Source organism: Neotabrizicola sp. VNH66 (genome assembly GCF_049445895.1).
Taxonomy (GTDB): Bacteria; Pseudomonadota; Alphaproteobacteria; order Rhodobacterales; family Rhodobacteraceae; genus Pseudogemmobacter.
In genome coordinates this window covers 256,815-280,050 of sequence record NZ_JBMSDW010000005.1, presented here as the reverse complement: position 1 = coordinate 280,050, position 23,236 = coordinate 256,815, and the positions used below count along the sequence as shown (strand labels likewise).

At 66.4% G+C, this 23,236-nt stretch carries 25 protein-coding genes; 11 read left to right on the top strand and 14 right to left on the bottom strand.

From position 1 onward, the window contains the following. Positions 1 to 3 precede the first annotated feature (3 nt). The 3 genes from ACO2Q5_RS10030 to ACO2Q5_RS10020 are packed head-to-tail and all read right to left on the bottom strand — an operon-like array spanning position 4 to position 1,484. Positions 4 to 366, bottom strand: a complete 363-nt coding sequence (locus ACO2Q5_RS10030) for a dihydroorotate dehydrogenase (RefSeq protein ID WP_423290495.1) — start codon at positions 364 to 366, stop codon at positions 4 to 6. After that, positions 363 to 980 (bottom strand): RNA polymerase sigma factor, encoded by a 618-nt coding sequence (locus ACO2Q5_RS10025; protein WP_423290493.1) that lies wholly within the window; start codon positions 978 to 980, stop codon positions 363 to 365. Before ACO2Q5_RS10025 ends, ACO2Q5_RS10030 begins: the two co-directional genes overlap by 4 nt. 39 nt (positions 981 to 1,019) lie before the next feature. Next, on the bottom strand, positions 1,020 to 1,484 hold the full coding sequence (locus ACO2Q5_RS10020; RefSeq protein WP_423290491.1) for an EF-hand domain-containing protein: 465 nt from the start codon (positions 1,482 to 1,484) through the stop codon (positions 1,020 to 1,022). 242 nt (positions 1,485 to 1,726) lie between these two features. On the opposite strand from ACO2Q5_RS10020, the gene ACO2Q5_RS10015 reads away from it, so the two are divergent. Together ACO2Q5_RS10015 and ACO2Q5_RS10010 are read left to right on the top strand one after the other, a co-directional pair. After that, positions 1,727 to 2,146 (top strand): DUF983 domain-containing protein, encoded by a 420-nt coding sequence (locus tag ACO2Q5_RS10015; RefSeq protein ID WP_423290489.1) that lies wholly within the window; start codon positions 1,727 to 1,729, stop codon positions 2,144 to 2,146. After that, entirely contained in the window at positions 2,133 to 2,726 is a 594-nt protein-coding gene (locus ACO2Q5_RS10010) for an NUDIX hydrolase (RefSeq protein WP_423290487.1), read from the top strand. Before ACO2Q5_RS10015 ends, ACO2Q5_RS10010 begins: the two co-directional genes overlap by 14 nt. Before the next feature lie 7 nt (positions 2,727 to 2,733). Here the strand turns inward: ACO2Q5_RS10010 and ACO2Q5_RS10005 are convergent, their stop codons facing one another. Beyond that, the gene (locus ACO2Q5_RS10005; RefSeq protein WP_423290485.1) at positions 2,734 to 3,687 is read right to left on the bottom strand and encodes a fatty acid desaturase; all 954 of its coding nucleotides are present in this window, start codon (positions 3,685 to 3,687) and stop codon (positions 2,734 to 2,736) included. A 68-nt stretch (positions 3,688 to 3,755) separates the two neighbouring features. Here ACO2Q5_RS10005 and ACO2Q5_RS10000 point away from each other — a divergent pair, with 68 nt between their 5' ends. Then, on the top strand, positions 3,756 to 4,607 hold the full coding sequence (locus ACO2Q5_RS10000) for a helix-turn-helix domain-containing protein (RefSeq protein WP_423290483.1): 852 nt from the start codon (positions 3,756 to 3,758) through the stop codon (positions 4,605 to 4,607). A 50-nt stretch (positions 4,608 to 4,657) separates the two neighbouring features. Here the strand turns inward: ACO2Q5_RS10000 and ACO2Q5_RS09995 are convergent, their stop codons facing one another. The 3 genes from ACO2Q5_RS09995 to ACO2Q5_RS09985 form a co-directional block, all read right to left on the bottom strand. Then, positions 4,658 to 5,146, bottom strand: a complete 489-nt coding sequence (locus ACO2Q5_RS09995) for a lipocalin (protein ID WP_423290481.1) — start codon at positions 5,144 to 5,146, stop codon at positions 4,658 to 4,660. Beyond that, positions 5,134 to 5,670: a hypothetical protein gene (locus ACO2Q5_RS09990; RefSeq protein ID WP_423290479.1), complete on the bottom strand. Its 537-nt coding sequence runs from the start codon at positions 5,668 to 5,670 to the stop codon at positions 5,134 to 5,136. Before ACO2Q5_RS09990 ends, ACO2Q5_RS09995 begins: the two co-directional genes overlap by 13 nt. Positions 5,671 to 5,741: 71 nt before the next feature. After that, positions 5,742 to 6,782, bottom strand: a complete 1,041-nt coding sequence (locus tag ACO2Q5_RS09985; RefSeq protein WP_423290477.1) for an aldo/keto reductase — start codon at positions 6,780 to 6,782, stop codon at positions 5,742 to 5,744. A gap of 135 nt (positions 6,783 to 6,917) precedes the next feature. On the opposite strand from ACO2Q5_RS09985, the gene ACO2Q5_RS09980 reads away from it, so the two are divergent. The 6 genes from ACO2Q5_RS09980 to ACO2Q5_RS09955 all read left to right on the top strand — a co-directional run bounded on the left by ACO2Q5_RS09980 (position 6,918) and on the right by ACO2Q5_RS09955 (position 12,424). Beyond that, entirely contained in the window at positions 6,918 to 7,667 is a 750-nt protein-coding gene (locus tag ACO2Q5_RS09980) for an SDR family NAD(P)-dependent oxidoreductase (protein ID WP_423290475.1), read from the top strand. A gap of 261 nt (positions 7,668 to 7,928) precedes the next feature. Then, positions 7,929 to 9,641, top strand: coding sequence for a methionine--tRNA ligase (metG, locus tag ACO2Q5_RS09975; RefSeq protein WP_423290473.1), 1,713 nt, complete (start codon positions 7,929 to 7,931; stop codon positions 9,639 to 9,641). Between the two features lie 215 nt (positions 9,642 to 9,856). Then, entirely contained in the window at positions 9,857 to 10,279 is a 423-nt protein-coding gene (locus ACO2Q5_RS09970) for a hypothetical protein (protein WP_423290471.1), read from the top strand. Positions 10,280 to 10,539: 260 nt separating this feature from the next. Continuing rightward, complete coding sequence (locus ACO2Q5_RS09965) at positions 10,540 to 10,695, top strand: hypothetical protein (protein ID WP_423290469.1); 156 nt, start codon at positions 10,540 to 10,542, stop codon at positions 10,693 to 10,695. Between the two features lie 89 nt (positions 10,696 to 10,784). Next, positions 10,785 to 11,612, top strand: a complete 828-nt coding sequence (kdsA, locus tag ACO2Q5_RS09960) for a 3-deoxy-8-phosphooctulonate synthase (RefSeq protein WP_423290467.1) — start codon at positions 10,785 to 10,787, stop codon at positions 11,610 to 11,612. Beyond that, positions 11,612 to 12,424, top strand: a complete 813-nt coding sequence (locus ACO2Q5_RS09955; protein ID WP_423290465.1) for a 3-deoxy-manno-octulosonate cytidylyltransferase — start codon at positions 11,612 to 11,614, stop codon at positions 12,422 to 12,424. Before kdsA ends, ACO2Q5_RS09955 begins: the two co-directional genes overlap by 1 nt. A 110-nt stretch (positions 12,425 to 12,534) precedes the next feature. Here ACO2Q5_RS09955 and ACO2Q5_RS09950 read toward each other — a convergent pair whose 3' ends face one another. Both ACO2Q5_RS09950 and ACO2Q5_RS09945 read right to left on the bottom strand, forming a co-directional pair. Continuing rightward, entirely contained in the window at positions 12,535 to 13,500 is a 966-nt protein-coding gene (locus ACO2Q5_RS09950) for a KpsF/GutQ family sugar-phosphate isomerase (RefSeq protein WP_423290463.1), read from the bottom strand. A 22-nt stretch (positions 13,501 to 13,522) separates the two neighbouring features. Then, positions 13,523 to 14,689 (bottom strand): nucleotide sugar dehydrogenase, encoded by a 1,167-nt coding sequence (locus tag ACO2Q5_RS09945; protein WP_423290461.1) that lies wholly within the window; start codon positions 14,687 to 14,689, stop codon positions 13,523 to 13,525. Between the two features lie 439 nt (positions 14,690 to 15,128). Between ACO2Q5_RS09945 and rfbC the strand changes: the two genes are divergently transcribed. Together rfbC and rfbB are read left to right on the top strand one after the other, a co-directional pair. Then, positions 15,129 to 15,707 carry a dTDP-4-dehydrorhamnose 3,5-epimerase gene (rfbC, locus tag ACO2Q5_RS09940; protein ID WP_423290559.1) on the top strand — a complete coding sequence of 193 codons (579 nt, stop codon included), beginning with the start codon at positions 15,129 to 15,131 and terminating at the stop codon, positions 15,705 to 15,707. Beyond that, entirely contained in the window at positions 15,704 to 16,750 is a 1,047-nt protein-coding gene (rfbB, locus tag ACO2Q5_RS09935) for a dTDP-glucose 4,6-dehydratase (RefSeq protein ID WP_423290459.1), read from the top strand. The genes rfbC and rfbB overlap by 4 nt, the downstream gene beginning before the upstream one ends. A gap of 82 nt (positions 16,751 to 16,832) precedes the next feature. On the opposite strand, the gene ACO2Q5_RS09930 is transcribed toward rfbB, so the two are convergent. The 5 genes from ACO2Q5_RS09930 to ACO2Q5_RS09910 form a co-directional block, all read right to left on the bottom strand. Continuing rightward, positions 16,833 to 17,834, bottom strand: a complete 1,002-nt coding sequence (locus ACO2Q5_RS09930; RefSeq protein WP_423290457.1) for an NAD-dependent epimerase/dehydratase family protein — start codon at positions 17,832 to 17,834, stop codon at positions 16,833 to 16,835. A 141-nt stretch (positions 17,835 to 17,975) separates the two neighbouring features. Then, positions 17,976 to 18,992 (bottom strand): glycosyltransferase, encoded by a 1,017-nt coding sequence (locus ACO2Q5_RS09925; RefSeq protein WP_423290455.1) that lies wholly within the window; start codon positions 18,990 to 18,992, stop codon positions 17,976 to 17,978. Positions 18,993 to 19,069: 77 nt separating this feature from the next. Beyond that, positions 19,070 to 21,511: a M10 family metallopeptidase C-terminal domain-containing protein gene (locus ACO2Q5_RS09920; RefSeq protein ID WP_423290453.1), complete on the bottom strand. Its 2,442-nt coding sequence runs from the start codon at positions 21,509 to 21,511 to the stop codon at positions 19,070 to 19,072. A gap of 141 nt (positions 21,512 to 21,652) precedes the next feature. Then, positions 21,653 to 22,540 (bottom strand): DMT family transporter, encoded by an 888-nt coding sequence (locus ACO2Q5_RS09915; protein WP_423290451.1) that lies wholly within the window; start codon positions 22,538 to 22,540, stop codon positions 21,653 to 21,655. Positions 22,541 to 22,581: 41 nt separating this feature from the next. After that, positions 22,582 to 23,184, bottom strand: a complete 603-nt coding sequence (locus tag ACO2Q5_RS09910; protein ID WP_423290449.1) for a LysE/ArgO family amino acid transporter — start codon at positions 23,182 to 23,184, stop codon at positions 22,582 to 22,584. Positions 23,185 to 23,236 lie beyond the last annotated feature (52 nt).

The window sequence follows — 23,236 nt, the reverse complement described above, 5'->3', positions numbered from 1 at the left end:
CTCTCAACCCTCGGTCAGAAACAATGAGGCCACGGGGACCATCTCAAGATCGCTGCTGCTGCCGGACAGCAGGCTGTCGGTCAGGCCGGTCGGGTCGGCATAGCCGAAGAACAGCCCCAGCACCGCGACCGAGGCCAGACCGGCCAGCACGCCGGTGCCGCCGAATCCGGCCGACAGCACCGCCCAGAAACGGCGGCGCGGCGGACGCACCGGCACCGCCACGCCAGGCGCCAACGCCCGCGGCTGCGCCTCCAGCGCATCGGCCAACACCCGCGCCATGAAATCTTCTGACGGGGGGGGCGGGCTGGTCCGCGCCGCCGCGAACAGCCGGTCGAGGTCCTGCTCTGTCATGGTCCGGTCCGTCATGGCGCGTCCCCTTCATATCCGATGGCCCCGCGCTGCCCCTGCAAGGCCAGCGCAAGCGCCCGTTTCCCGCGGGCGGTCAGGCTTTCCACCGCCTCGACCCCCACACCCATCACCTCGGCAATCTCGGGGTTCGACAGCCCCTCCAGATGCCGCAGCACCACCGCCTCGCGCTGCCGGTCGGGCAGCTTTTGCAGCGCCAGTTCCAGCGCCGCCATCCGGTCGGCCTGCACCAGCCGTGCCACCACGCCCGGCGCGGCATCTTCCGGTTCCGGCACATCCTCCAGCGCCGGTCCCGGGCGCCGCCGCCGTCGCGCCCGCAGCCGGTCGGTCGCCAGATTGGTGACCACCCGGTAAAGCCAGGTCGTGACCTTCGCCTCGCCCTCGCGCCAGCCGGGCGCCGCCCGCCAGAGCCGCAAGAGCGCCTCCTGCGCCACATCCTCGGCCTCGGCCCGGTCGTCGCCCAGAAGGCGGCCCGCATAGGCCGCGATCCGGGGCGCCAGCCGCGCGACCAGAAGCCGCGCCGCCTGCGCATCGCCCGCACCATAGCGGGCCAGCAACGCTTCGTCGCTGTCCGCACCGGCATCGGGCTGGATCGTGTCGCGGGCCATGGTCATCCTTCGGGTCTTACCCGTCCGGCGGGGCGGCGCAAGGCGTCAGTCCTGCGGCTTGTCCTTCCGGTGCTCTGCCCGATGCGCCAGCGCGGCCTCGATCTCGGCTTTTGACAACGCGCCATCGCCATCGGTGTCAGCCCGTTTGAACATGCCATCGCCCCGGTGATCGCCGGACAGATCGGCCAGAATGACCTTGCCGTCCCCGTCCTTGTCCATATGCGAGAACGCCTTTGCCATCCGCCCGGCCCGGGCTTCGGGCCGGAGGGTGGCGAATTCCGTTGCCGTCAGGGCCCCGTCGCCATCGGCATCCGCCGCGGTCAGCCGGGCAAGCCGGTCAGCCCGCAGTTCATCCATCGTCAGCTTGCCGTCCCGGTTGGTGTCGATCGCATCGAACCGGTCCAGCAAGGCCGCGCCCGCCATACCACCGCCGCGCCCAGCCAAGGCCGGAACCGTCAGGGCGGCCATCGCCGACACGGCCGCTGCGCCCAGAAGCAAGGTCTTCTTCATCGCTCTGTCCTTTCCGGGTGCCCGCTGGTTGTCGTCCCGGCCCCGTTCTGCTGTCTCAAACGCAGCGGCCGGCGGTTTCCGTCGCGGGTTTTTGCTGATGCTTTGCCGCGTGCCTTGCAGCCCCTGCGCCTTGCGGCAATTGTGGCCCGCCGCCCCCTGCGGCAATTGTTGCCTGTGACATTCGGCGTTAAGCGCCCTACATGTTCATGCAGGGGCATGCCCCGCAGATCTCTGGAACCGCCATGACCGATTCATCCGCTTCGTCCCTTGCCCTGTCCGCCGCACCCGAGGAGGACCGCCCCCTGTGGCCCGCCATGCTGCGCGGCTGGCGGCTGCGCTGCCCTTGCTGCGGGGCAGGGCCGTTGATGAAGGGCTATCTCAAGGTGCATGACGCCTGCCCCGTCTGTGCCGAGGATCTGCACCATCAGCGCGCCGATGACGGACCGGCCTATCTGACCATCCTGATCGTCGGCCATATCATCGCCCCGGTGATGCTGTTCCTTTATGCCCATTGGGACCCGGACCCGCTGGTCACCGCCGCCGTGCTGTCGGTCAGCAGCGTGGCTTTGTGCCTGTTCCTGCTGCCCCGGCTGAAAGGCGCCTTCATCGGCCTGCAATGGGCCAAGCGCATGCATGGGTTCGGCAAAGATGAGCGCGCCTGACGCGATCCGTCCCGCCGCCACGGTCATCCTGCTGCGCCGTGACGGGGATGCCGCCCCGCGGGTGCTGATGGGTCAGCGCGGTGCGGGGGCGGTGTTCATGCCATCGAAATATGTCTTTCCAGGCGGGGCAATGGATCCGGCCGATGCGGCAGGATCCGCGCCCGGCGCGCTGTCCGACGATTGCGCCCGCCGTCTGGGGCCGGAGGCCGGGGCGCTGGCCGCTTGCGCGCTGCGCGAACTGGCCGAGGAGACCGGGCTGACCCTGCGCCCTGATGCGCCGCCGCTGCGCTTTGTCTTTCGCGCGATCACGCCGCCGGGCCGCAGCCGTCGCTTTGACGCGCGGTTCTTTCTGGCCGATGCCGCGGGGCTTGCCGTCGATCCCGATGACTTTTCCCGCGCCGAAGACGAATTGTCCCATCTGCACTGGATCGGCCTGCCCGAGGCGCGCGCGCTGGATCTGCCCTTCGTGACCGAGGTGGTGCTGGCCGAGGTCACCCATTTGGCCCGTGGCGGCACCCAGCCCGGCGTGCCGTTCTTCGACAATTCCGGCCCGGTCCCGACCTTCCGCCGCCTGACCTGATCCCCGGTCAGTCCCGCGGCGCGGACCAGACCGGATGCGGCACAGGGTCCTTTGCGCGCAGGAAATGCCGCCGGAACACGGCGCCATAGCCCGGATAGACATAGGCCTCGTTCCGGCGCAGGTAATGGTCGCGCCGCGCCCGGTACATCGCGGGCAGGCGATACCACGGCACTGCCGGGTGCATGTGATGCACCGCATGAAGGTTGTTGTTCAGGAACAGCAGCGCCAGCGGCCCCTTGTCCTCGATCACCACCGACCGGGCGCGGTGCAGCTCATGCGCGCGATGCTCCAGAAAGGTGCGGATCTTCAAGAGCGACAGGCCCAGATAGGCCGACAGTGCCCAGCCCCAAAGCGGCATCTGCGCCACGGACAGAAGCCACCACAGGACCGGCGCCAGCCCCAGAAGATGCAGCACCCAGGCCTGTTGGACCCGCCGGTCACCGCGCAACACCTTTTGCAGATCGCCCGCGTAGAAGCAGAGACCGCCGATCAAAGGCCCCAGCACCATCCGCCCCAGAAGCGTGTTGTTCGCCCGCAAGGCCAGCCGCGCCGCCCGCGGCAGCCGCGCCCAGACCGCCGGGTCCATGTAATTGGATTCGGGGTCGTCATAGGGGTCAGTCAGGACCGGGTCGTGATGATGCGCCAGATGCGTGTCGACAAAGCGCAGATAGGGATAGAACAGCCCGATCGCCGGGAAAACCAGCGCATGGTTCAGATGCGGGTTGCGGAACGGATGGCCATGCAAAGCCTCATGTTGCAGTGAGGAATGCTGCGCCACCGCCAGCGTGACCGCCAGAAGACCCAAAGGCGGCCAGATCTGCCACAGGGCCGTGGTTCCCAGCCCCCAAAGCCCGTAGGTGACGCCCAGAAGCAGCAGCGTCGGCCATTCAAGGGGCAGGCGGTCGGTATGGGGCGGGATCACTTCGGCCTCGTCATCATGCAGATGCAGCAATGTTAGCATCGCCGCATTCGTCCCGGAATTCTGCAGATTGTCCCCCAAGTGCAACGGATGTTCTGTATTATCGCTATATGGAAGAAAGAATCGACAAGCGCGACCGTGCCGGCCTGTTCCGGCTCCGACTAGCCGAGGCGATGGCCCGGTGTGGCCTGTCACAGGCGGCCCTTGCCCGGGCGACGGGGGTGGACCGCTCCACCGTTTCGGCCCTGCTGCAACCGGGCACGCGCCTGCCCAATGCCCAGCTCGCTGCCGATTGTGCGGCGGCGCTGGCCGTCTCATCCGACTGGCTTCTGGGCCTCTCCAACCGGCCGGAACCCGCAGGGGATCTGATGGCCGCGCTGACCACGCTGACCGCCGCGCCCCGTGCGCTGATCGACGATGCGCTCTTCGGTTTTCATCAGGCGGCGGCCGGGTTCAAGATTCGCCATGTCCCCGCCACCCTGCCCGATATGCTGAAGACCCGCGCGGTGGTGGAATGGGAATATGCCGGTCCACTGGGCCGCAGCCCCGATCAGGCGTTGCGCGCCTTTGAAGAGCGGCTGGCCTGGATGCGCAGCGCGGGGTCGGATTATGAAATCGCCCTGCCCCGGCACGAGGTCGCGGCCTTTGCCGCGGGCAGCGGCTATTACGACGGCCTTCCGCGCGACATCAGGGCCGAACAGATTGACCGGCTGGCCACATTGGCCGAGCAGCTCTATCCCCGGCTGCGGCTGTGCCTGTATGACGGACGCCAGATGTTTTCGGCCCCGGTCACCATCTTCGGCCCGCAGGCGGCGCTGATCTATCTGGGCCAGCATTATATGGTCTACCGCGATCCCGCCCGGGTGGAGGCGCTGACCGGCCATTTCGACACACTGGTCCGCGGCGCAGAGATCGGCGCCCGCGACATCGCCGCCCATCTGCGTGCCCTGCCACTGGACTGAACCCGCCCAGCCTCATTTTCTGTCTGAAAATATCCTGCGGGGGGCTCCGGTCAGAACGGCCGCAGCCGGGCCTTGCTGTGGCCGTTGAATTCAAAGATCTCACCGGCCGCCACCAGCCGGTCCGGGCTGATCGACCCGCGGTCAAGGACAAAGCCGAAATCCCCCCGCGGGGTGGCAATCGCCAGCGTGCGATAGCCGCTGTCCACCCAGATCACCCACCAATCGCCCATGCCGGGCACCTGAAGCCGCCCCGGCCCGCTGATATTATAGGGTCCGCTCACCGCAACCTGCCGCCCGTTCAGGCACAGGCTGCCGGAGACCGTGCCGCCCTGAAACCGCACCGCCCCCGGGGCACAGCCGGGCGTGGGCGCGGCCGACAGCGCCGCCGCCTGCCGCCACTCGCCTTCGATCCGGGCGGGCTGGAAGGCCGCCGCAGAATAAAGCGGCGCATCCGCCGGACGGAAGGCACTGACCGTGGTTTTGGGCGCGGGCGCACAGGCGGCCAGCGCCATCAGAAGAAAAAGCTTCAATCGAGGCACAGGGTCATCCTTCTGCCGCTGTCATCCAGAATGTCGTTGCAGCCCAGAAGCGGCGTGAACGGGGCACAGGTGCCGGACCGGGCCAGGCAGTCGCCGTCGCAGTCGCCGGCCGACCGGCAGGTCTTGCCGCCGTCACGGGTATAGCTGACGCAGGAATGGCTGCCATTCGCGGCTTTGGACCAGACGCCCTTGCGCTTTTCGCAGGCCAGCCGCGCCGCGGATTTCTGCTCTGCAGGCACTTCAGGCGCAGCAACCGGGGTGGAGACGGGCGCCGCTGCGGCTTCCGGCACCAGAGCGGGCGCTGTGGCCGACGGTTTTCCCTCCGGCTTGTCCGCAGGCGGTGGCGGAGCGGGGACCGGCACCGCAGGGGCCGGATCATCCAGCGGTGTGACCGTGATCTCTCCCCCGGTCACCGGGTTCGGCCCGGCAGAGGCTTTCGTGCCGCCGCCGGGAAGCGACAGCTGACATCCCGCCAGCGCAAGGACGCAGGCGATGGCCCAGATGTTCCGCAAAGCTCCTGCCATCGGCTTCCCGCCGCTTCTGCCCGTTTCGCGCAGCTTGCCCCGAAACACCCCGGCCCCGCAAGCGGGCCGCGTCAATAGGGCAGCGGATGCGCCCGGTAAACCTCGGCAATATCGGCCAGAACCTCGGGCGAGAGAGAAAGATCCGCCGCGGCGATATTGGTCTCCAGCTGGTCCAATGTGGTGGCGCCGATGATCGGAATGGTGACAAAGGGCCGCGACCGGCAGAAGGCGATCGCCATCTGGCAGGGGTCCAGCCCGTGCCGTGCCGCCACACCAAGATAGGCCGCCACCGCCGGGAACACCCGTGCGGTGATCCGCCCGCCCAGATCCGGCGTGCGTTCACGCCGGGTGCCCTCGGGCGTCACATCCCCCGCATATTTCCCCGACAAAAGACCGGTCGCCAGCGGCGAAAAGGCCAGAAGCGGCATGTCCTCGACCAGGCTCAACTCGGCCCAGTCGGTGTCAAACTGGCGGCAGAGCAGCGAATATTCGTTCTGGATCGTCGCCATCCGCGGCAGGCCCAGCATATCGGCCAGATGCAGCCAGCGCGACGCGCCCCAGACCGTTTCATTCGACAGGCCGATGGCACGGATCTTGCCCTCATCGACCAGCGCCTTTGCGGTGGTCAGGATGTCGGTCATCTGCGCCGTCTCGGCCGCGCGGTCCAGCGTGCGCGGCGCGTAATCCCAGTGCTGGCGGAAGTGATAGCTGCCCCGGTTCGGCCAGTGGATCTGGTAGAGGTCGATGTAATCGGTCCGCAACCGGCGGAGCGAACCCTCCAGCGCCGCCCGCAGGCTGCGCCCGGTCACCGGCTCTCCGGGACGGACGAACTCGCTCCTGCCGGTGACCTTGGTGGCCAGAACCAGCCGCGACCGCCCCCCGCGCGCCGCCAGCCAGTTGCCGATGATGGTCTCGGTATCGCCCACCGTCTCGGCCCGGACGGGGGCCACGGGATACATCTCGGCGGTGTCCCAGAAGGTCACCCCCCGGTCCAGCGCCAGATCGGCCTGGGCATGGCCCTCGGCCTCGGTGTTCTGGCTGCCCCAGGTCATGGTGCCAAGGCACAGCTCCGGAACGGTCAGGCCGGTGCGGCCCAGCGGAATCATCTTCATTGCAGGTTTCCTTTCGGCCCCCAGCCTATACGGCGCAGTCCCTGCCGCTCAAGCCACAGCGACTTGACCCGTGTCAAACAGCCGTTCCCGGACATGGTGTTAGACTGCCCGAAGGCAGCGAAAGGAACGATTCGGATGGACATCAGATTTGACGGCAAGGTTGCGCTGGTCACCGGTGCAGGCTCGGGCATCGGAGAAGCCATCGCGCTGGATCTCGCCGCGGCAGGCGCCACCGTGGTGGCCGCCGATCTGAAGGCAGAGGCGGCGGAAACCGTCGTCGCCCGCATCACCGCCGCGGGCGGCAAAGCAGTGCCGGCCTCGGGCGATGTGTCGGACCCGGGAACAGTGGCCAAACTGGTGGAAACCGCAATGACGCAGGGTGGCCTGCACCTTCTGGTCAACAATGCCGGGATCGGCGGCCCCTCGGCCCCGACCGGCGACTATCCGATCGACGGCTGGCATCAGGTGATCGGGGTGAACCTGAACGCGGTCTTCTTCGGGCTGCGCTTCGGCATTCCGGCCATGCTGAAATCCGGCGGCGGCGCCATCGTGAACATGGCCTCGATCCTCGGCTCCGTCGGCTTTGCGGGTGCCCCGGCCTATGTCGCGGCAAAACATGCCGTCATCGGCCTGACCAAGAACGCCGCGCAGGAATATGCGACCCAAGGCATCCGGGTGAATGCCGTGGGGCCTGCCTTCATCGACACGCCGCTCCTCTCCGGCTTTGACGAGGCGACGCGGCAATGGCTGATCGCCAAGCATCCGGCAGGCCGCCTGGGGCGGGCGGAAGAGGTCTCTGCCCTGACGCTGTTCCTCCTGTCCGATCAGGCCAGCTTCATCACCGGCAGCTACCATCTGGTGGACGGTGGCTACACGGCCCTCTGAAACAGGAAGGGGGGCGCTGCCCCCCTCGTCCGTTCCGGGCTCACCCCCCGGGATATTTGGACAAAGTGGAATGGGCCTTTCCAGTTTGCTTAAATATCCCCGCCGGAGGCTTTCCTGAGCCCAGAGCCGCGCCAGCGGCGGCGGGCGAGGCAAAAGGCTTGCGGGCGTCAGCCCGCGCAATGGGAAACCGGTATTGCAAGGCACTGGCCCTTCGTCCCATGGCGCGCTAAACCGCGCGGAACCGGGACGAAAGGCGCATCCATGGCACGGATTCTCATCACCTCCGCCATTCCCTATATCAACGGGATCAAGCATCTGGGCAACCTTGTGGGGTCCCAGCTGCCCGCCGATCTGTTCGCCCGCTACATGCGCGGGCGCGGGAATGAGGTGCTGTTCCTCTGCGCCACCGACGAGCATGGCACCCCCGCGGAACTGGCCGCAGCCAAGGCGGGCAAGCCGGTGGCCGCGTATTGCGCGGAGATGCATGCCGTCCAGGCCGGGATTGCCGAGGGGTTCCGGCTGTCCTTCGACCATTTCGGCCGCTCTTCCAGCCCGCAGAACCACCGGCTGACCCAGCATTTCGCGGGCGTGCTGGATGCACGCGGCCTGATCCGCGAGGGCGAGACGGAACAGATGTATTCCGTCACCGACGGCCGCTTTCTGCCCGACCGCTATATCGAGGGGACCTGCCCGAACTGCGGCTTCACCAGCGCGCGCGGTGACCAGTGCGACAACTGCACCAAGCAGCTGGACCCGACGGATCTGATCAACCCGCGCTCGGTCATTTCCGGCTCCACCGATCTGGAGCTGCGCAAGACCAAGCACCTGTATCTGCGCCAGTCGCTGATGCGCGATGAGCTGCGGTCTTGGATCAAATCCAAGACCGACTGGCCGGTCCTGACCACCTCCATCGCGCTGAAATGGCTGGACGATGGTGAGGGGCTGCAGGACCGCGGCATCACCCGCGATCTGGACTGGGGCATTCCGGTTCAGAAGGGCGACCAGCCCTGGCCCGGGATGGAGGGCAAGGTCTTCTACGTCTGGTTCGACGCGCCCATCGAATATATCGCCTGTTCGCAGGAATGGGTCGATGCCGGCAAGGGCACCGACTGGGAACGCTGGTGGCGCACCGACAAGGGCGCGGATGACGTGACCTATTACCAGTTCATGGGCAAGGACAACGTGCCCTTCCACACCCTGTCTTTCCCGGTCACCCTTTTGGGTTCGGGCGAACCGTGGAAGATGGTCGATTACCTCAAGTCCTTCAATTACCTGAACTATGACGGCGGCCAGTTCTCCACCTCGCGCGGGCGGGGGGTGTTCATGGATCAGGCTTTGTCGATCCTGCCCTCGGATTACTGGCGCTGGTGGCTTCTGTCCCACGCCCCTGAATCCGCCGACAGCGAATTCACCTGGGAGAATTTCCAGGTCAGCGTGAACAAGGATCTGGCCGACGTTCTGGGCAATTTCGTCAGCCGCGTCACCAAATTCGCCCGGTCGAAATTCGGCGAGACGGTGCCGGAAGGCGGAGCCTTCGGCGCGCAGGAAGAGGCGCTGATCGTCGATCTGACCGCGCGCGTGCGCGAATATGAACGGCTGATGGATGCGATCGAAGTGCGCAAGGCCGCGGCCGAACTGCGGGCGATCTGGGTCGCGGGCAACGAATATCTGCAATCCGCCGCGCCGTGGAGTGTGGTGAAGACCGACCCCGCGCAGGCCGAGGCGATCGTGCGGTTCGGACTGAACCTGATCCGGCTTTACGCGGTCCTGTCGCGCCCCTTCATCCCGGACGCGGCCGAGACGATGATGACCGCCCTGGGCAGCACGGACTGGGGCTGGCCCGAAGATGTGGGCGCCGCGTTGCGCCATCTGGCCCCGGGTCATGGCTTTGCCGTGCCGGAAAACCTGTTCCGCAAGATCACCGATGAAGAGCGGGCCGAATGGCAGGTCCGCTTTGCCGGAACCCGGGACTGATCCCGCGTTCTGCACCTGACTTCTCCCCAGGGTTGAAAAACAGGGGGAGAGGTCAGGAAATCCAGCCCGCAGGCGCATTTGGCGGCCTTTCATGACGGGCATTTTCATTTGAAGGAATCCGCACTGTATTGCACATTCATCAGGCACCCGGCGAACGGGTCGATTGAAGCCAACTGCCCCCGGTCGTGTTGACCTTGAAATTTGGGAGACTGAACATGAAACGCTTTCTGACTGCTCTTACCCTTTCTGCCGCCGTTCTGGCCGCCGCACCGGCTGTTATGGCCGAAACCGCCGCGCCGCCCTCGGGCCCCGCTCAGGCCGAGGCCAGCTCCACCCTGACCACCGCCACCGCGATGATCAACTATGGCCGCTCGAAGCAGGATGCTCTGGCGATCATCGCCGGCGTGCAGATGATGGTCTCGGTTGCCGAGGGCACCACCATCGAATCCGGCGGCCAGGCTCTGGATCTGAACGCGGTGCTGGATGAAGCCGCCACCATCGGCAAGGATGACCCGCTGGTCATGGCCAAGGTTGAAGAGCTGCGCGACGCCGCCGAAACCAAGACCCGCGGCGCCTGCTACTGGGAATACTGGTGCGACTGGTACGGCTACTGCGAATACTGGTACGTCTGCTACTGATCTCCGCAGCTTGCGGGATCAAGGGCCGGCCCGGACCTCCGGGCCGGCCTTTTCCGTTGCGGCCACAGGCTTTATAGCAGATGAACATTTTTCTGCTGCACTTGCACAATGGCCAGTTCGGGCGAATTTCCGCCAGAAATACCCTCATTCAGGGAACAATTTCCGCATTTCCCGATTGAAAAGGAAGACGCACCGGGACGACACGTGCTAGGATGCCCCATCGGCCCGATCCTCCAGAGCTGCCCTAGGGAGAGAGACAGATGACCGTATCGCTGCCCCGCCGTTCCCTTTCGGCAAAGACCGTGATTGCCGCCCTGCTGTTCGTCGCGGTCTATGCAGGTGCCATGACGCTGCTTCTTGCCCCGCGCGACCTGTTCCGTGCCGAACCTGCCGCGATGGCGCAACCCGGCAACTGACCGCGGCCAACCTCGACACAGCGCCCTTCGCATGGCATCTCAGGGCCTGACCTTCCGCATCAGGAAGGCCCGGGCCAAGGATGCAGCATATGACACCGACCATCGTCACCATCGGCGACATCGCCATCGGCGGGCAGAACCCGATTTCGCTGATCTGCGGGCCCTGCCAGCTGGAAAGTCTGGACCACGCCCGGATGATGGCGGACCGCATCGCCACGGCCTGCGCGCCCACCGGGACGAAATTCATCTTCAAGGCCAGCTACGACAAGGCCAACCGCTCCTCGATCACCACCCAGCGGGGGCTGGGCATGGAGAAGGGGCTGGAAATTCTGGGCCGCATCCGCGACGAATTCGGCGTCCCCGTCCTGACCGATGTGCATGAGCCGGGCCATTGCGCCGTGGCGGCCGAGGTTTGCGATGTGCTGCAAATCCCCGCCTTCCTGTGCCGCCAGACCGACCTTCTGCTGGCCGCGGGGGAAACCGGAAAGGCTGTGAACGTCAAAAAGGGTCAGTTCCTCGCGCCATGGGACATGAAGAACGTGGCCGAAAAGGTCGCCTCGACCGGCAACCGGCAGATCCTGCTTTGCGAGCGCGGCACCTCCTTTGGATACAACGCGCTGGTCACCGATTTCCGCGGCCTGCCCAAGATGGCCGAAACCGGCTGGCCCGTGGTGTTTGATGCCACCCATTCGGTGCAACAGCCCGGTGGGCTTGGCGGGTCCTCGGGCGGACAGCGGGAATATGTGCCGGTGCTGGCAAGGGCGGCCTGCGCGGTCGGGGTCTCTGCCCTGTTCATCGAAACCCATCAGGACCCGGACAACGCGCCTTCGGATGGGCCGAACATGGTGCCGGTGGATCAGCTGGCCGCGCTGATCGGCACCCTCAGAGCCTTCGATTCGCTGGCCAAGGGGCTGTGATGGACACGGTCATCATCATCCCCGCCCGCTATGCCTCCACCCGCTATCCGGCAAAACCGCTGGCCACGCTGCGCGGCGCTTCGGGCACCCTGCGCAGCCTGCTGGAACGGTCGGTGATCGCCGGGCGCAAGGCGGTGGAACAGGCAGGCGGCGGCATCGGCCTCTATGTCGCCACCGACGACACCCGCATCGCCGATGAGGCGCGCCGTGTGGGGGCCGAGGTCATCCTGACCGCCGACACCTGCCGCAACGGGACCGAGCGGGTGGCCGAGGCCATCGCCAATGCCGGCCTGTCGCCGCAGATCGTGGTCAACCTGCAGGGCGATGCCCCGCTGACCCCGCCGCATTTCGTGACCGCTTTGATCGCCCATATGCGCGCCAATCCGGGCGCCGGAATCGCCACGCCAATCCTGCGCTGTGACGAAGAGGCGGTGCGCAACTTCATCGCCGACCGCGCCGCGGGCCGCGTCGGCGCCACCACCGTGGTGGCGAACCGGCTGGGTCAGGCGCTCTATTTCTCCAAGGAAGTCATCCCCTTCACCAATGGCAAGGGTGTGGTGGACGGCACGGTGCCGGTCTTCCATCATGTCGGCCTCTACGCCTACCGCCCCGCCGCGCTGGCCGCCTATACCCGCTGGACGCCCGGCCCGCTGGAAACCCTCGAAGGGCTGGAGCAGCTGCGCTTTCTTGAAAACGGCCACCCGGTCGATGTCGTCGAGGTCACCGCCCCCGGCGCGAAGTTCTGGGAGCTGAACAACCCATCCGACGTGCCGCTGATTGAGGGCTATCTGGCGCAAATGGGCTGGGACTGAGGGTTGGAAACAGCAGGCCCTTCAGCCCATTTCCAGTTTGCACAAATATCCCGCGGGAGGTCTGGAGGGCGCGAAGCCCTCCAGAGGTTTCGGCAGGACGCAACGTCCGGTCAGATCAGCCCGGCGCGCAGCAGGTCTTGAAGATGCAGAATGCCGATCGGCCGACCGTCCTCCAGCACGAACAGGCTGGAGATCGCGCGATCGTTCATCAGGGCCAGCGCCTCCTGTGCCAGCTCGTCCCCGGCGATGGTCAGCGGCGACGGTGTCATCACCTCCGGCAGGCTGGCCGCGACCAGCCCCTTCGCCAGCGCACGCCGCAAATCGCCATCGGTGATCACCCCGGCCAGCCGCCCGTCCGCGCCGGTGACAGCGGTCACGCCAAATTTCTTGGCCGTGATCATCGCAATCGCCTCGGCCAGCGGCGCCGTCTGCGCCACCACGGGCAGCGCGTCCCCGCGATGCATCAGGTCTGACACTTTCTTCAGCCGCGCGCCCAGCTTGCCGCCGGGGTGGAACTGGCGGAAATCCTGCGCGGTAAAGCCCCGCAACGTCAGCAGCGCCACCGCCAGCGCATCGCCCATGGCCATCTGCATCACGGTCGATGTGGTGGGTGCGAGGCCATTCGGGCAGGCCTCCGGCATGCGGGGCAACAGCAGGATGATATCCGCCGCCTGCCCCAATGCACTGTCGGCGCGTGAGGTTACGGCAATCAGCATCACACCGAAGCGGCGGCTGTAGGCGATAAGATCGGCCAGTTCCGGCGCCTCGCCCGACCAGGACAGGGCAAGGATCACGTCATCGGCCCGGATCATCCCCAGATCGCCATGGCTCGCCTCGGCGGGGTGGACGAAATAGCTGGGCGTCCCGGTCGAGGCGAAGGTGGCGGCAATCTTGCGCGCCACATGGCCGGATTTGCCGATGCCGGTCAGGATCACCCGCCCGCCCGCAGCCTGAATGGCCTGCACCGCCTGCACCATGGCGGGGGCCAAAGGCCCCTCCACCGCCTCGCGCAGGGCAGACAGCGCGCGGGCCTCGGTCTCGAAGGTGCGCGCGGCGGATGCGATGATGTCGTCCATGGTCCCCCCGGAGGTGGCCGGGTCAGTCCGACCCGAACAGATCCCGGGTAAACAGCTTGTCCGTCACATCCGCAAGCTCTTCGGTGCGGCGGTTGGCCAGGATCAGGTCCGACCCCGACTTGAACGCCGCCAGATCCCGCACCACGCGCGAGCCGAAGAAGTCGTCTTCGGTCAGCGCGGGCTCATAGACCACGACCTCGATCCCCTTGGCCTTGATCCGTTTCATGATGCCCTGAATCGACGACTGACGGAAATTATCCGACCCCGCCTTCATCACCAGCCGGAACACGCCCACGGTTCGCGGCTTCTGCGCGACGATCTGGTCGGCGAGAAAATCCTTGCGCGTGCGGTTCGCGTCCACGATGGCCGCGATCAGGTTCTGCGGCACTTCGGAATAGTTGGCCAAGAGCTGCTTGGTGTCCTTGGGCAGGCAATAGCCGCCATAGCCGAAGGACGGGTTGTTGTAATGCCCGCCGATCCGCGGATCGAGGCAGACGCCGTCGATGATCTGTCGCGTGTCCATGCCGCGCGACAGCGCGTAGCTGTCCAGCTCGTTGAAAAAGGCCACCCGCATCGCCAGGAAGGTGTTGGCGAACAGCTTGATCGCCTCGGCCTCGGACGGGTCGGTGAACAGGATCTCCACATCCTTGGTGATCGCGCCTTCCAGCAGCAGATCGGCAAAGACGCGGGCCCGCTCGGACCTTTCGCCCACGATGATCCGGCTCGGGTGCAGGTTGTCGTAAAGCGCCCGACCCTCGCGCAGGAATTCGGGCGAGAAGATCACCTGATCGGTGTCCAGCTCTTCGCGGATGCGTTCGACAAAGCCCACCGGGATGGTGGATTTCACCACGATGGTCGCGGCGCGGTTGACCGCGGTCACCGCGCGGATCACCGCCTCGACACTGGACGTGTCGAAATAGTTCGACATCGGATCATAATTCGTGGGCGTCGCCACGATGACGAAATCCGCATCTTTCCAGGCCACCGCCCCATCGGTCGTGGCGGTCAGCTGCAGCGCGCCGCGGGCAAGATAGGCCTCCAGATCGGAATCGATGATCGGGCATTTGCCTGCATTGACCATGGCCACCCGTTCTTTCGAGATGTCCACGGCGGTAACCGGATGGTTCTGTGCCAGCAGGACCGAGTTCGACAGCCCGACATAGCCAAGACCGGCAACGGCAATTTTCATTCCAGCATTCCCTAATTCTGCGGCGGGCCGTTGCTAAACCGGATCAGCCCGCAGCCCCCCGCGCCCGGTCCGGGGCTTTATCGTTTCGGATGATCTCGCTTGCGTGCAAATCGCCGCGGGCCGGACAGGCAGAAAGGCCTGATCCTGGCAGAGGCTTGCCCCAGGTCCGCCGCACGGAAGGAGGGGACGGCTGATCATTGTCAAATCCCGAAGCTGCACTGCGGCAACCCTATGGGATCAGTCCGGTTGACACAAGTCGGCCAAACCGCACCGCCGCTCTCTGGCCCGGCCTGTTCGTCACAGCCGCCCGGAAATTCAGCCATCCCCCGGCCCTGCATCGCCGCAGACGCGGCCAAAACGCCGAATTGCAACCCCCCGCTTGCCCAGAAAGCGCCATACTGGCAAGGGAGAGATCGAGCGGGCATTTGAGTGGCAGATGATGAAGATTGAAGCAACTGACCTCGCCGAGGTAAAAATCATCACCCAGCGCCGGTTTGGCGATGATCGCGGCTGGTTTACCGAGACGTGGAACGCCGAGCGGATGGCCGGGGCAGGTGTGGTCATCGACTGGGTGCAGGACAACCATTCCTTCAGCGCCGCGAAGGGCACGTTGCGCGGACTTCATTACCAGCGCCCCCCCCATGCGCAGGACAAGCTGATCCGCTGCTCCCGCGGTGCGATCCTCGACGTGGCGGTGGATTTCCGCACTGGCTCCCCCTCTTTCGGCAAATGGGTCGCGGTAGAGCTTTCGGCCGAAAACGGTGCGCAGGTTCTGGTGCCCAAGGGCTTTCTGCACGGCTTCCTGACACTGACCGCCGACACCGAGGTGCAGTATAAATGCAGCGATTTCTATGCGCCCGACTGTGACGGCGCGGTCCGCTGGGACGATCCCGAAATCGGCGTCGACTGGGCGGGTCTGGGCGGGCTGAGCGGCGCGCCGGTCCTGTCGGACAAAGACAAGGTGGCGCCATTTTTGCGCGATGCGCCCCGGCCTTTCGTGTTTGGGGGAATGGCATGAAGCTTCTTGTGACAGGCGGGGCGGGCTTCATCGGCTCTGCCGTGGTGCGGCTTGCGGTGGCCCGGGGCCATTCCGTGGTGAATGTCGATGCGCTGACCTATGCGGCCTGCCTTGAGAATGTGGCCCCGGTGGCGGACAGTCCGCTTTATGCCTTTGAACAGGCCGATATCCGCGACCGCGCCGCGCTGGACCGGATCTTTGCCACGCATAAACCCGATGCGGTGATGCATCTGGCCGCGGAATCCCATGTCGACCGCTCGATCGACGGGCCGGCTGATTTTGTCGAGACCAATATCACCGGCACCTTCAACATGCTGGAGGCGGCCCGCGCCTACTGGACCCGCGCGGGAAAGCCCGCAGGCTTTCGCTTCCACCATATCTCGACGGATGAGGTCTTCGGCTCGCTGCCCGCGGACCCGGCGGTGAAGTTCACCGAAGACACGCCCTATGACCCGCGCAGCCCCTATTCGGCATCAAAGGCGGCCAGCGACCATCTGGTCCGCGCCTGGCATGAAACCTATGGCCTGCCGGTCGTGCTGACCAATTGCTCCAACAATTACGGGCCCTATCACTTCCCCGAAAAGCTGATCCCGGTCGTGATCCTGAACGCGCTGGCCGGAAAACCGCTGCCGATCTACGGCAATGGGCAGAACATCCGCGACTGGCTGTATGTCGAGGATCACGCCGACGCCCTGCTTCTGGTGGTGGAAAAGGGCCGGATCGGCCGCAGCTACAACATCGGCGGCGAGAACGAGCGGACCAATCTGGAACTGGTGCAGACCCTTTGCGCCATCCTTGATGAAAAGCGCCCGAAGAACGACGGCTGCTATGCCGACCAGATCACCTTTGTGACCGACCGGCCCGGCCATGATGCCCGCTATGCCATCGCCCCCGACCGCATCCGTGACGAGTTGGGCTGGCGCCCCTCGGTCACGGTCGAAGAGGGGCTGGAGCGCACGGTGCAATGGTATCTGGACAATACCGGCTGGTGGCAGCCGCTTCTGGCGCGCAAAGGCGTGGGCGAGAGATTGGGCAAGGGCTGAGGGGCCGGTCGCACCGGCCCCCGATCGCTTGCCGGGCATCTGCCACTGAGGCCAATCCTGCGCCGGGCCATCGGCCGCAGGATCATTGTCCGTAATAGTCCCGGTACCACTCCACGAAGCGGGCCACGCCGTCGGCGATGCCGGTCTCGGGCGCATAGCCGGTCAGCGCGCGCAACAGCCCCGCATCCGCCCATGTCGCGGGCACATCGCCCGGCTGCATCGGCATATAGTTGCGCTGCGCCTTGCGGCCGGTGGCCGCCTCGATGGCGTCAATGAAATCCTCCAGCCGGACCTTGGTGGAATTGCCGATGTTCACGACCCGGAATGGGGCCACCGGGCTGAGACTGTCGCCCGCAACCGCCGTCTCCGGCCCGCCGGGCACGGCGTCGATCAGCAAACGGATACCGCGCACAAGATCGGTGACATAGGTGAAGTCGCGCCACATGTCGCCGTGGTTGTAGACGTCGATAGGGCGGCCTTCCAGAATGCCCTTGGTGAACTTGAACAGGGCCATATCCGGCCGCCCCCATGGCCCGTAGACGGTGAAGAAGCGGAACATCGTCACCGGCAGGCCGTGGATATGCGCCCAGGCATGGGCCATCGCCTCATTCGCCTTCTTGGTCGCCGCATAGAAGGACATCTGCGTGTCGGCCTTATGCGTCTCCGCATAGGGCATTTCCGTATTCGCGCCATAGACCGAGGAGGTGGAGGCCATGAGGAGATGGCGCACCCCCGCCTGCCGGGCCGCCTCCATCACGTTGAACGTGCCGATGATATTCGCGTCCACATAGGCGCGCGGATTGTCGATCGAGTAGCGCACCCCGGCCTGTGCGGCGAGATGGACGATCACATCCGGGGCGCAGGCCTGCACGGCCGCCTGCAGCCGCGCGTCATCTTCCAGCAAAGCCTCGGTCGCGGCAAAGGCCGGATGCTGGCGCAGCAACGCATGGCGCCGCTCTTTCAGGGTGACATCGTAGTAATCCGACATCCCGTCATAGCCATGAACCTCATGCCCCTCCTGAAGCAGAAGCTCGGCCAGATGGAAGCCGATGAAACCGGCAGTTCCGGTGATGAAAATACGCATCAGACAGCGGCTCCGGTCAGATCGGGCAAGGGGGGCCGGTCGGGGGATACCCCCGCCCCGGACGACCCGCCCCTTATCCCCAAGCCACATCGGCCGCGCAAGGATCATCACTGGCCGCGCGGCAGGCCGGAAGGCCGACGGTCAAAGCCTGCGCAGGGCAACCGCCACCCAAAGGGCCACCGTGCTGGATTTGGTCTGGCGGTACAGCCCAAGTGCCCGCAGCCGCCGCAACCGGTTCAGCGGCCCGCTGGATTGCCGCAAGGCCACCAGTTCCCGCAGCTGTGCCCGCGATTCCTCGGTCAGCCAGGGTTTCGCCGCCTCCAGCGCGGCAAGATTGGTCTCTGTCCAGCGCGCCATCGTGCCCTGCATCAGCAGACGCAGCCGCCGCATCTTGGCCCGCAGACCGTCATTTGCCCCGATCGCATTGCGGCCGTGCTGGCGGTAAAGGACGGTCGGCTCGGTGTCGAAGATCACCTGCCCCCCCGCCCCCGTGATCACCTGATAGGCCCACCAGTCATGCGCCACGATGCCTTCGGTCCGGCGGGCTGCTGCCGCAAGGATGCGCCCGGCCGCGGCATTGCACAGCATGGTATTGCCAGCGACCACATTCTGCACCAGCGCATGGCGAAAGCCGGGCTGACGCGGACAACCGCGCGACAGCCGCCGGTCTGTCATGTCGTGGTTGGTGACCCATGTGGTGCTGCAATAGATCGCCGGGCCTGTCATCCCGGCCAGTGCATGGATGCCGCGCTCCAGCCGGTCGGGAAGCCAGATGTCATCCTGATCGGAGAATGCCAGCCAGCCCGGGTCCTGCGGCAGGCGAGCCATCATCGACAGGTAATTGCCGCTGAAGCCGCAACGCGGCCCGTCGACCAGCATCACCCGGCCTTCCGGCAGGCTTTCGGCAAAGTCACGCAGGATGCCGCGGCTGCCGTCGGACGAACCGTCATCGCTGGCCATCAGCCACCAGTTGCGGAAGGTCTGCGCCTCGAAGCTGGCCAGCTGCGCCTTCAGATGCTCGGCCCCGTTCCAGACCCCCATCAGGATGGTCACATCGGTGCGCTGTTCCGACGATAGGGGCTGCGTCCTGCCCTGACCTTCGGCCGCGGGCGGGCGGCCGGTTTCATCTGCAGTCAGCGGTTCGGACAGGACGGTCAATCGCATTTCCTTGGCAACTTTGCTGCGGATATACCGCCCGGCGGCGCGGCAAGCAACGTCAGCCCCGCCTGACCCGGCTAGGCAAACAGGAAATCGCCGAGATCGGGGCAGCGGCCCGGTTCCTGCTGCTGCGGCACAGGCAAATCATGCAGGACCAGACCCTCCGCCAGGCCAGGGCCGGCAGATCCTGCCATGTCAGGGCGGTCCTCCAGACCACCGGTGCCGGACACCGGCCAGAGGCCGTGTCCAAGCTCCGGCTCTGACTCCGGTTCTGGCGCTGCGCCCGCCATGCTCCGGGCGTGAAATACCATCGTATCGGCAGCGAACCAGTCACGGGCCCAGTCATGCGCCCAGCACCCGGATGGCTCGCCGGCCGCTTCTGCCATTTGGCGACCGGACAGCAGGTCATGCCCCTGAGGCTGCTGCCCTGCGGCATTGACACTGGCCGGATGCGGAACCTGTTGTGCCGCCGGAGTCACAGCCCCGGCAGCGCGGCGCACGTTGCCGCCATAGATCACGTCATCGCCATTGCCACCCATCAGCAGATCGCTGCCATCGCCGCCGATCAGCGTGTCATTGCCATCACCGCCCGAAAGCACATCATCGCCGCTGCCTCCGGTCAGGCTGTCGTTGCCCGCGCCCCCGTAGAGGGAATCGTTGCCGTCCGAACCGCTCAGCGTGTCGTCTCCGCCACCACCCGCCAGCCAGTCGTTCCCGGCCCCGCCGGTCAGCCGGTCTCCGAAAGCCGTGCCAATCCATCCTTCGATGCCGGTGTAGTAGTTCTCACGCACCCGGGCGGAACTGTTGGACCATGTTTCAAGGTTGATCACCACCGCGCCGGTCATGGCCTCGAAGCTGACGATGTCGAACCCCGCCCCTCCGTCCATCGTATCGACCCCGCCCGAAGCGACCAGCACGTCATCGCCGGCACCCGCCCGGTAGAATTCTGCGGCCACGGTGCCGGTCAGCCGGTCATTCCCCGCAGACCCGTTCAGCGTGAGCGTGCCCGGTGGCGGCTCCGGAATGGGGATGACGGGGGAATCCGGCGTCACGGTCAGCCGCAGCGCCTCGGTCCCGAAGCTCATGGCCTGCACCTGCGCCAGTGTCAGCGGCCGCCCGCTGGCCGTGTTGATGATCAGACGCTCGGCCCCGAAGGTCAGCATGCCGCCGGTCGCCGTCGCCGTGAACAGCAGCTGCGACGGGCCGCGGAACATCGCCCATGCGCTCAGATCCAGCCGGTCCACACCGACCTGAAAGTCGGTGATGGTATCCGCCATGCCATCGGCCGTCAGCACGAAGAGATCGGCCCCCGTGCCGCCGGTCATGGTCTGGCTGCCCGCGGCATCCATCAATATGTCATCCCCGGCGCCCCCGTTCAGCACGGTCACCCCGGCCTGAGCGCTGATCAGGTCATTCTGCGCCGACCCCTGCAGCACCGCGCCGCCGCCGGTGACCACCTGCCCAAGGCCGGACAGGTCCACCTCCAGCACGGTCAGCCCCGCCTCTGCCCCCGAAACCGCAAGAATCTGCATCCGGCTGCCGATCATCGTCGCCGAAAGGGCCGTGATGTTCGACAGCGCCATGGCCGCGGTATCGGCCAGCGTTTCCAGATGCAGAAGCCGCCCGTCCGGCAGCAAGGTGAACAGGCTCAGCCCGTCATCGGCACCCGCGGCCAGCACAAAGACGCGCCCGCCGGTCTCGACCACCTCGACGACGCGGACACCGTCGAACCGGCTGTCCAGCGTATCGACCAGATGATCCACGACCGTCAGCTGACCTGTCCAGTCCAGCCGGAATACCGTCAGGCTGGACGAGCCGGAGGCCGCCGCCAGAACAAAGGTCGTGCCGCCATAGTCGACCGCGCGCAGCGCGCTGACCTGCTGCAAGGGCACCAGCTGGCTGACACCCATATCCGCCGCCGGGGTCAGCCGTCCGGCCGCATCCATGCGAAAGACCGAAAGGCCATGATCGTCGCGCGATCCGGCCAGCACCCAGGTCACGCCTCCCACCACGGCAGAGGTCAGCGCCGAAACCCCGTCCAGATAATTGGCCGCCGTATCGGTCACCGTCTGCAGCAGCCTGGGCGCGCCGGTCGCGGGCAGCGTGTGAACCGTCAGGCCGGTGGCACCGGGCCGTCCGGACACCAGATAGGAAGCCGTGCCCACCGTGACGGCCAGCAGCTCCACCGCCAGCCCCCCCATCGGCGCGGCCCCCAGAAAGGCCGTGACCGACCGGCCGTCACCGGACCAGTCCCGGGCCATGTCCACCGCATCGGCCGCCACGGTTCCGGCTGTGCCCCCCACCGTCAGCGCCACCCGGCCGGAGGTTTGCGTCGATGTGCCGGTGACGGTGGCCACCGCTCCCGCCGTCAGCCTCAGCCCCACCGTGCTCTGCGTCGTATAGCTGACAAAGCTTGCAACCGGCGCAGCCCCGCCGGTCGCAATGTAAAGTTCGCCGTGTTCGATGGCTGTGGTGAACCCACGCCCCGTCCATACCCCGACAAGCCGCATGACCGGCATGGCAGCGCCCCCGATTTCTCTGACCCCGGACGGCAGTCTGCCGCGGCGGGACGGCGGGAATGGGGGCGCCACAACCGGAACATCATGGCGAAAGCCCGGCAAATGCCGTGGCTTTTCATCGACTGTTAGGGATTGCCCCGGTCAAAGCGGCGGCATCGCCTCCGGCGCCGCAACGGCAGCGCCGCGCCGCCGCGTCTCGGCCAGAGTGTTCACGCAAAAGGCGCCAAGGATCACCGCGCCACCCATCAGCACCCAGAGGTCAAAGCGTTCGCCGAAGGCCAGAATGCCAAGCAGCGTGGCCCAGATCAGCTGCAGGAATCCCGCGGGCTGCGTCACCGCAAGCGGGGCTGCGGCAAAGGCGCGGCTCATGGCGTAATGGCCCAGCGTGGCCAGCCCCGCCGCCAAAGCCAGCCACAGCATCTGCACCGGCGTGACCGGCTGCCAGACCGCCAAAGCCAGCGGAAACAGCACCAGCGTCATGGTAAAGGTCAGCATCGCCACCGTCACGCCCGCAGGGACCAGCTGGCTCAGCCGTTTGACGACGATATAGCTGGCCGCAAAGCAGAAGGTCGCCCCCATCTGCGCCATATGGCCCGCCGTCACCTCGCGCAGGCCGGGACGCAGGATAATCAGCGCCCCGAGGCAGGCCAGCAGTGCCAGCGCCACCCGGCGCAGCGGCAGTCCCTCGCCGATGATCAGCCCGCCGATGACCAGAACCACCACCGGATTCAGAAAGCCGATGGCGGCCATATCCGCCACCGGCACCCGCGCCATCGCATAGAACCACAGGATCACCGCCACCGCATGCATCGCCGCCCGGCCAAGGAACAGCCGCCAGACAAGGCGCGGATACTGCGCCCGCAGGATCGGCAGCACCATCGGCAGGAAGAACGGCACGCCGATGACAAAGCGCAGAAAGGCCGCCTGCGCCGCGGGAATATCCGTCCCCAGATGCTTTACGGTGCCGTTGACGCCCACCATCGCCAGCGTGCTGGCGACCATCCACATCAGCCCCTGAAAGGGCCGCATCTTTGCCTGCGGGTTCATGGGCTCAGGGCATGCCCGCCCGTTCACGAAAACGCAAGGCCAAGCGCAAGCGCCCACATCAGAAGGCCCACGCCCGCCTCCAGCCAGACCCATGCGCGGGGGCGTGCAAAGACCGGGGCCAATGCCCGCGCGCCGTAGCCAAGGGTCGAGAAGAACACGACCGAGGCCGTGGCGGCCCCCAACCCGAAGGCCGCCTGCCATGGCGCATGCCGGGAGGAGACCGAGCCAAGGAGGACCACCGTATCCAGCCAGACATGCGGATTGGCCCAGGTCAGCAGCAGGCAGGTCGCCAGCACCTTCCCCAAAGGCTCGGGCCGGTCGGCGGCGGGTTGCAGCGCCTCGCCCCCGCGCCACGCGGCCCGCAGGCGCAGCGTGCCATAGGTGGCCAGAAACGCCACCCCGGCCCACAGCAGGAGGGGCGCCAGCGCCGGGATCACCCGCGTCGCGGCATCGAAGCCGGCCACGCCAATCCCGATCAACAGCGCATCGGACAAAGCGCAGACCGCCACCACGGCCCCCACATGCGACCGCCGCAGCCCCTGTCGCAGCACAAAGGCATTCTGCGCGCCGATGGCAAGGATCAGCCCCAGCCCGGTCAGAAACCCCGTGATCATTGCCTGTGTCATGCCCTGCCCCTTTGTGCTGGCCGGCAGGAACCACGGCGGCACGGCGCAATCC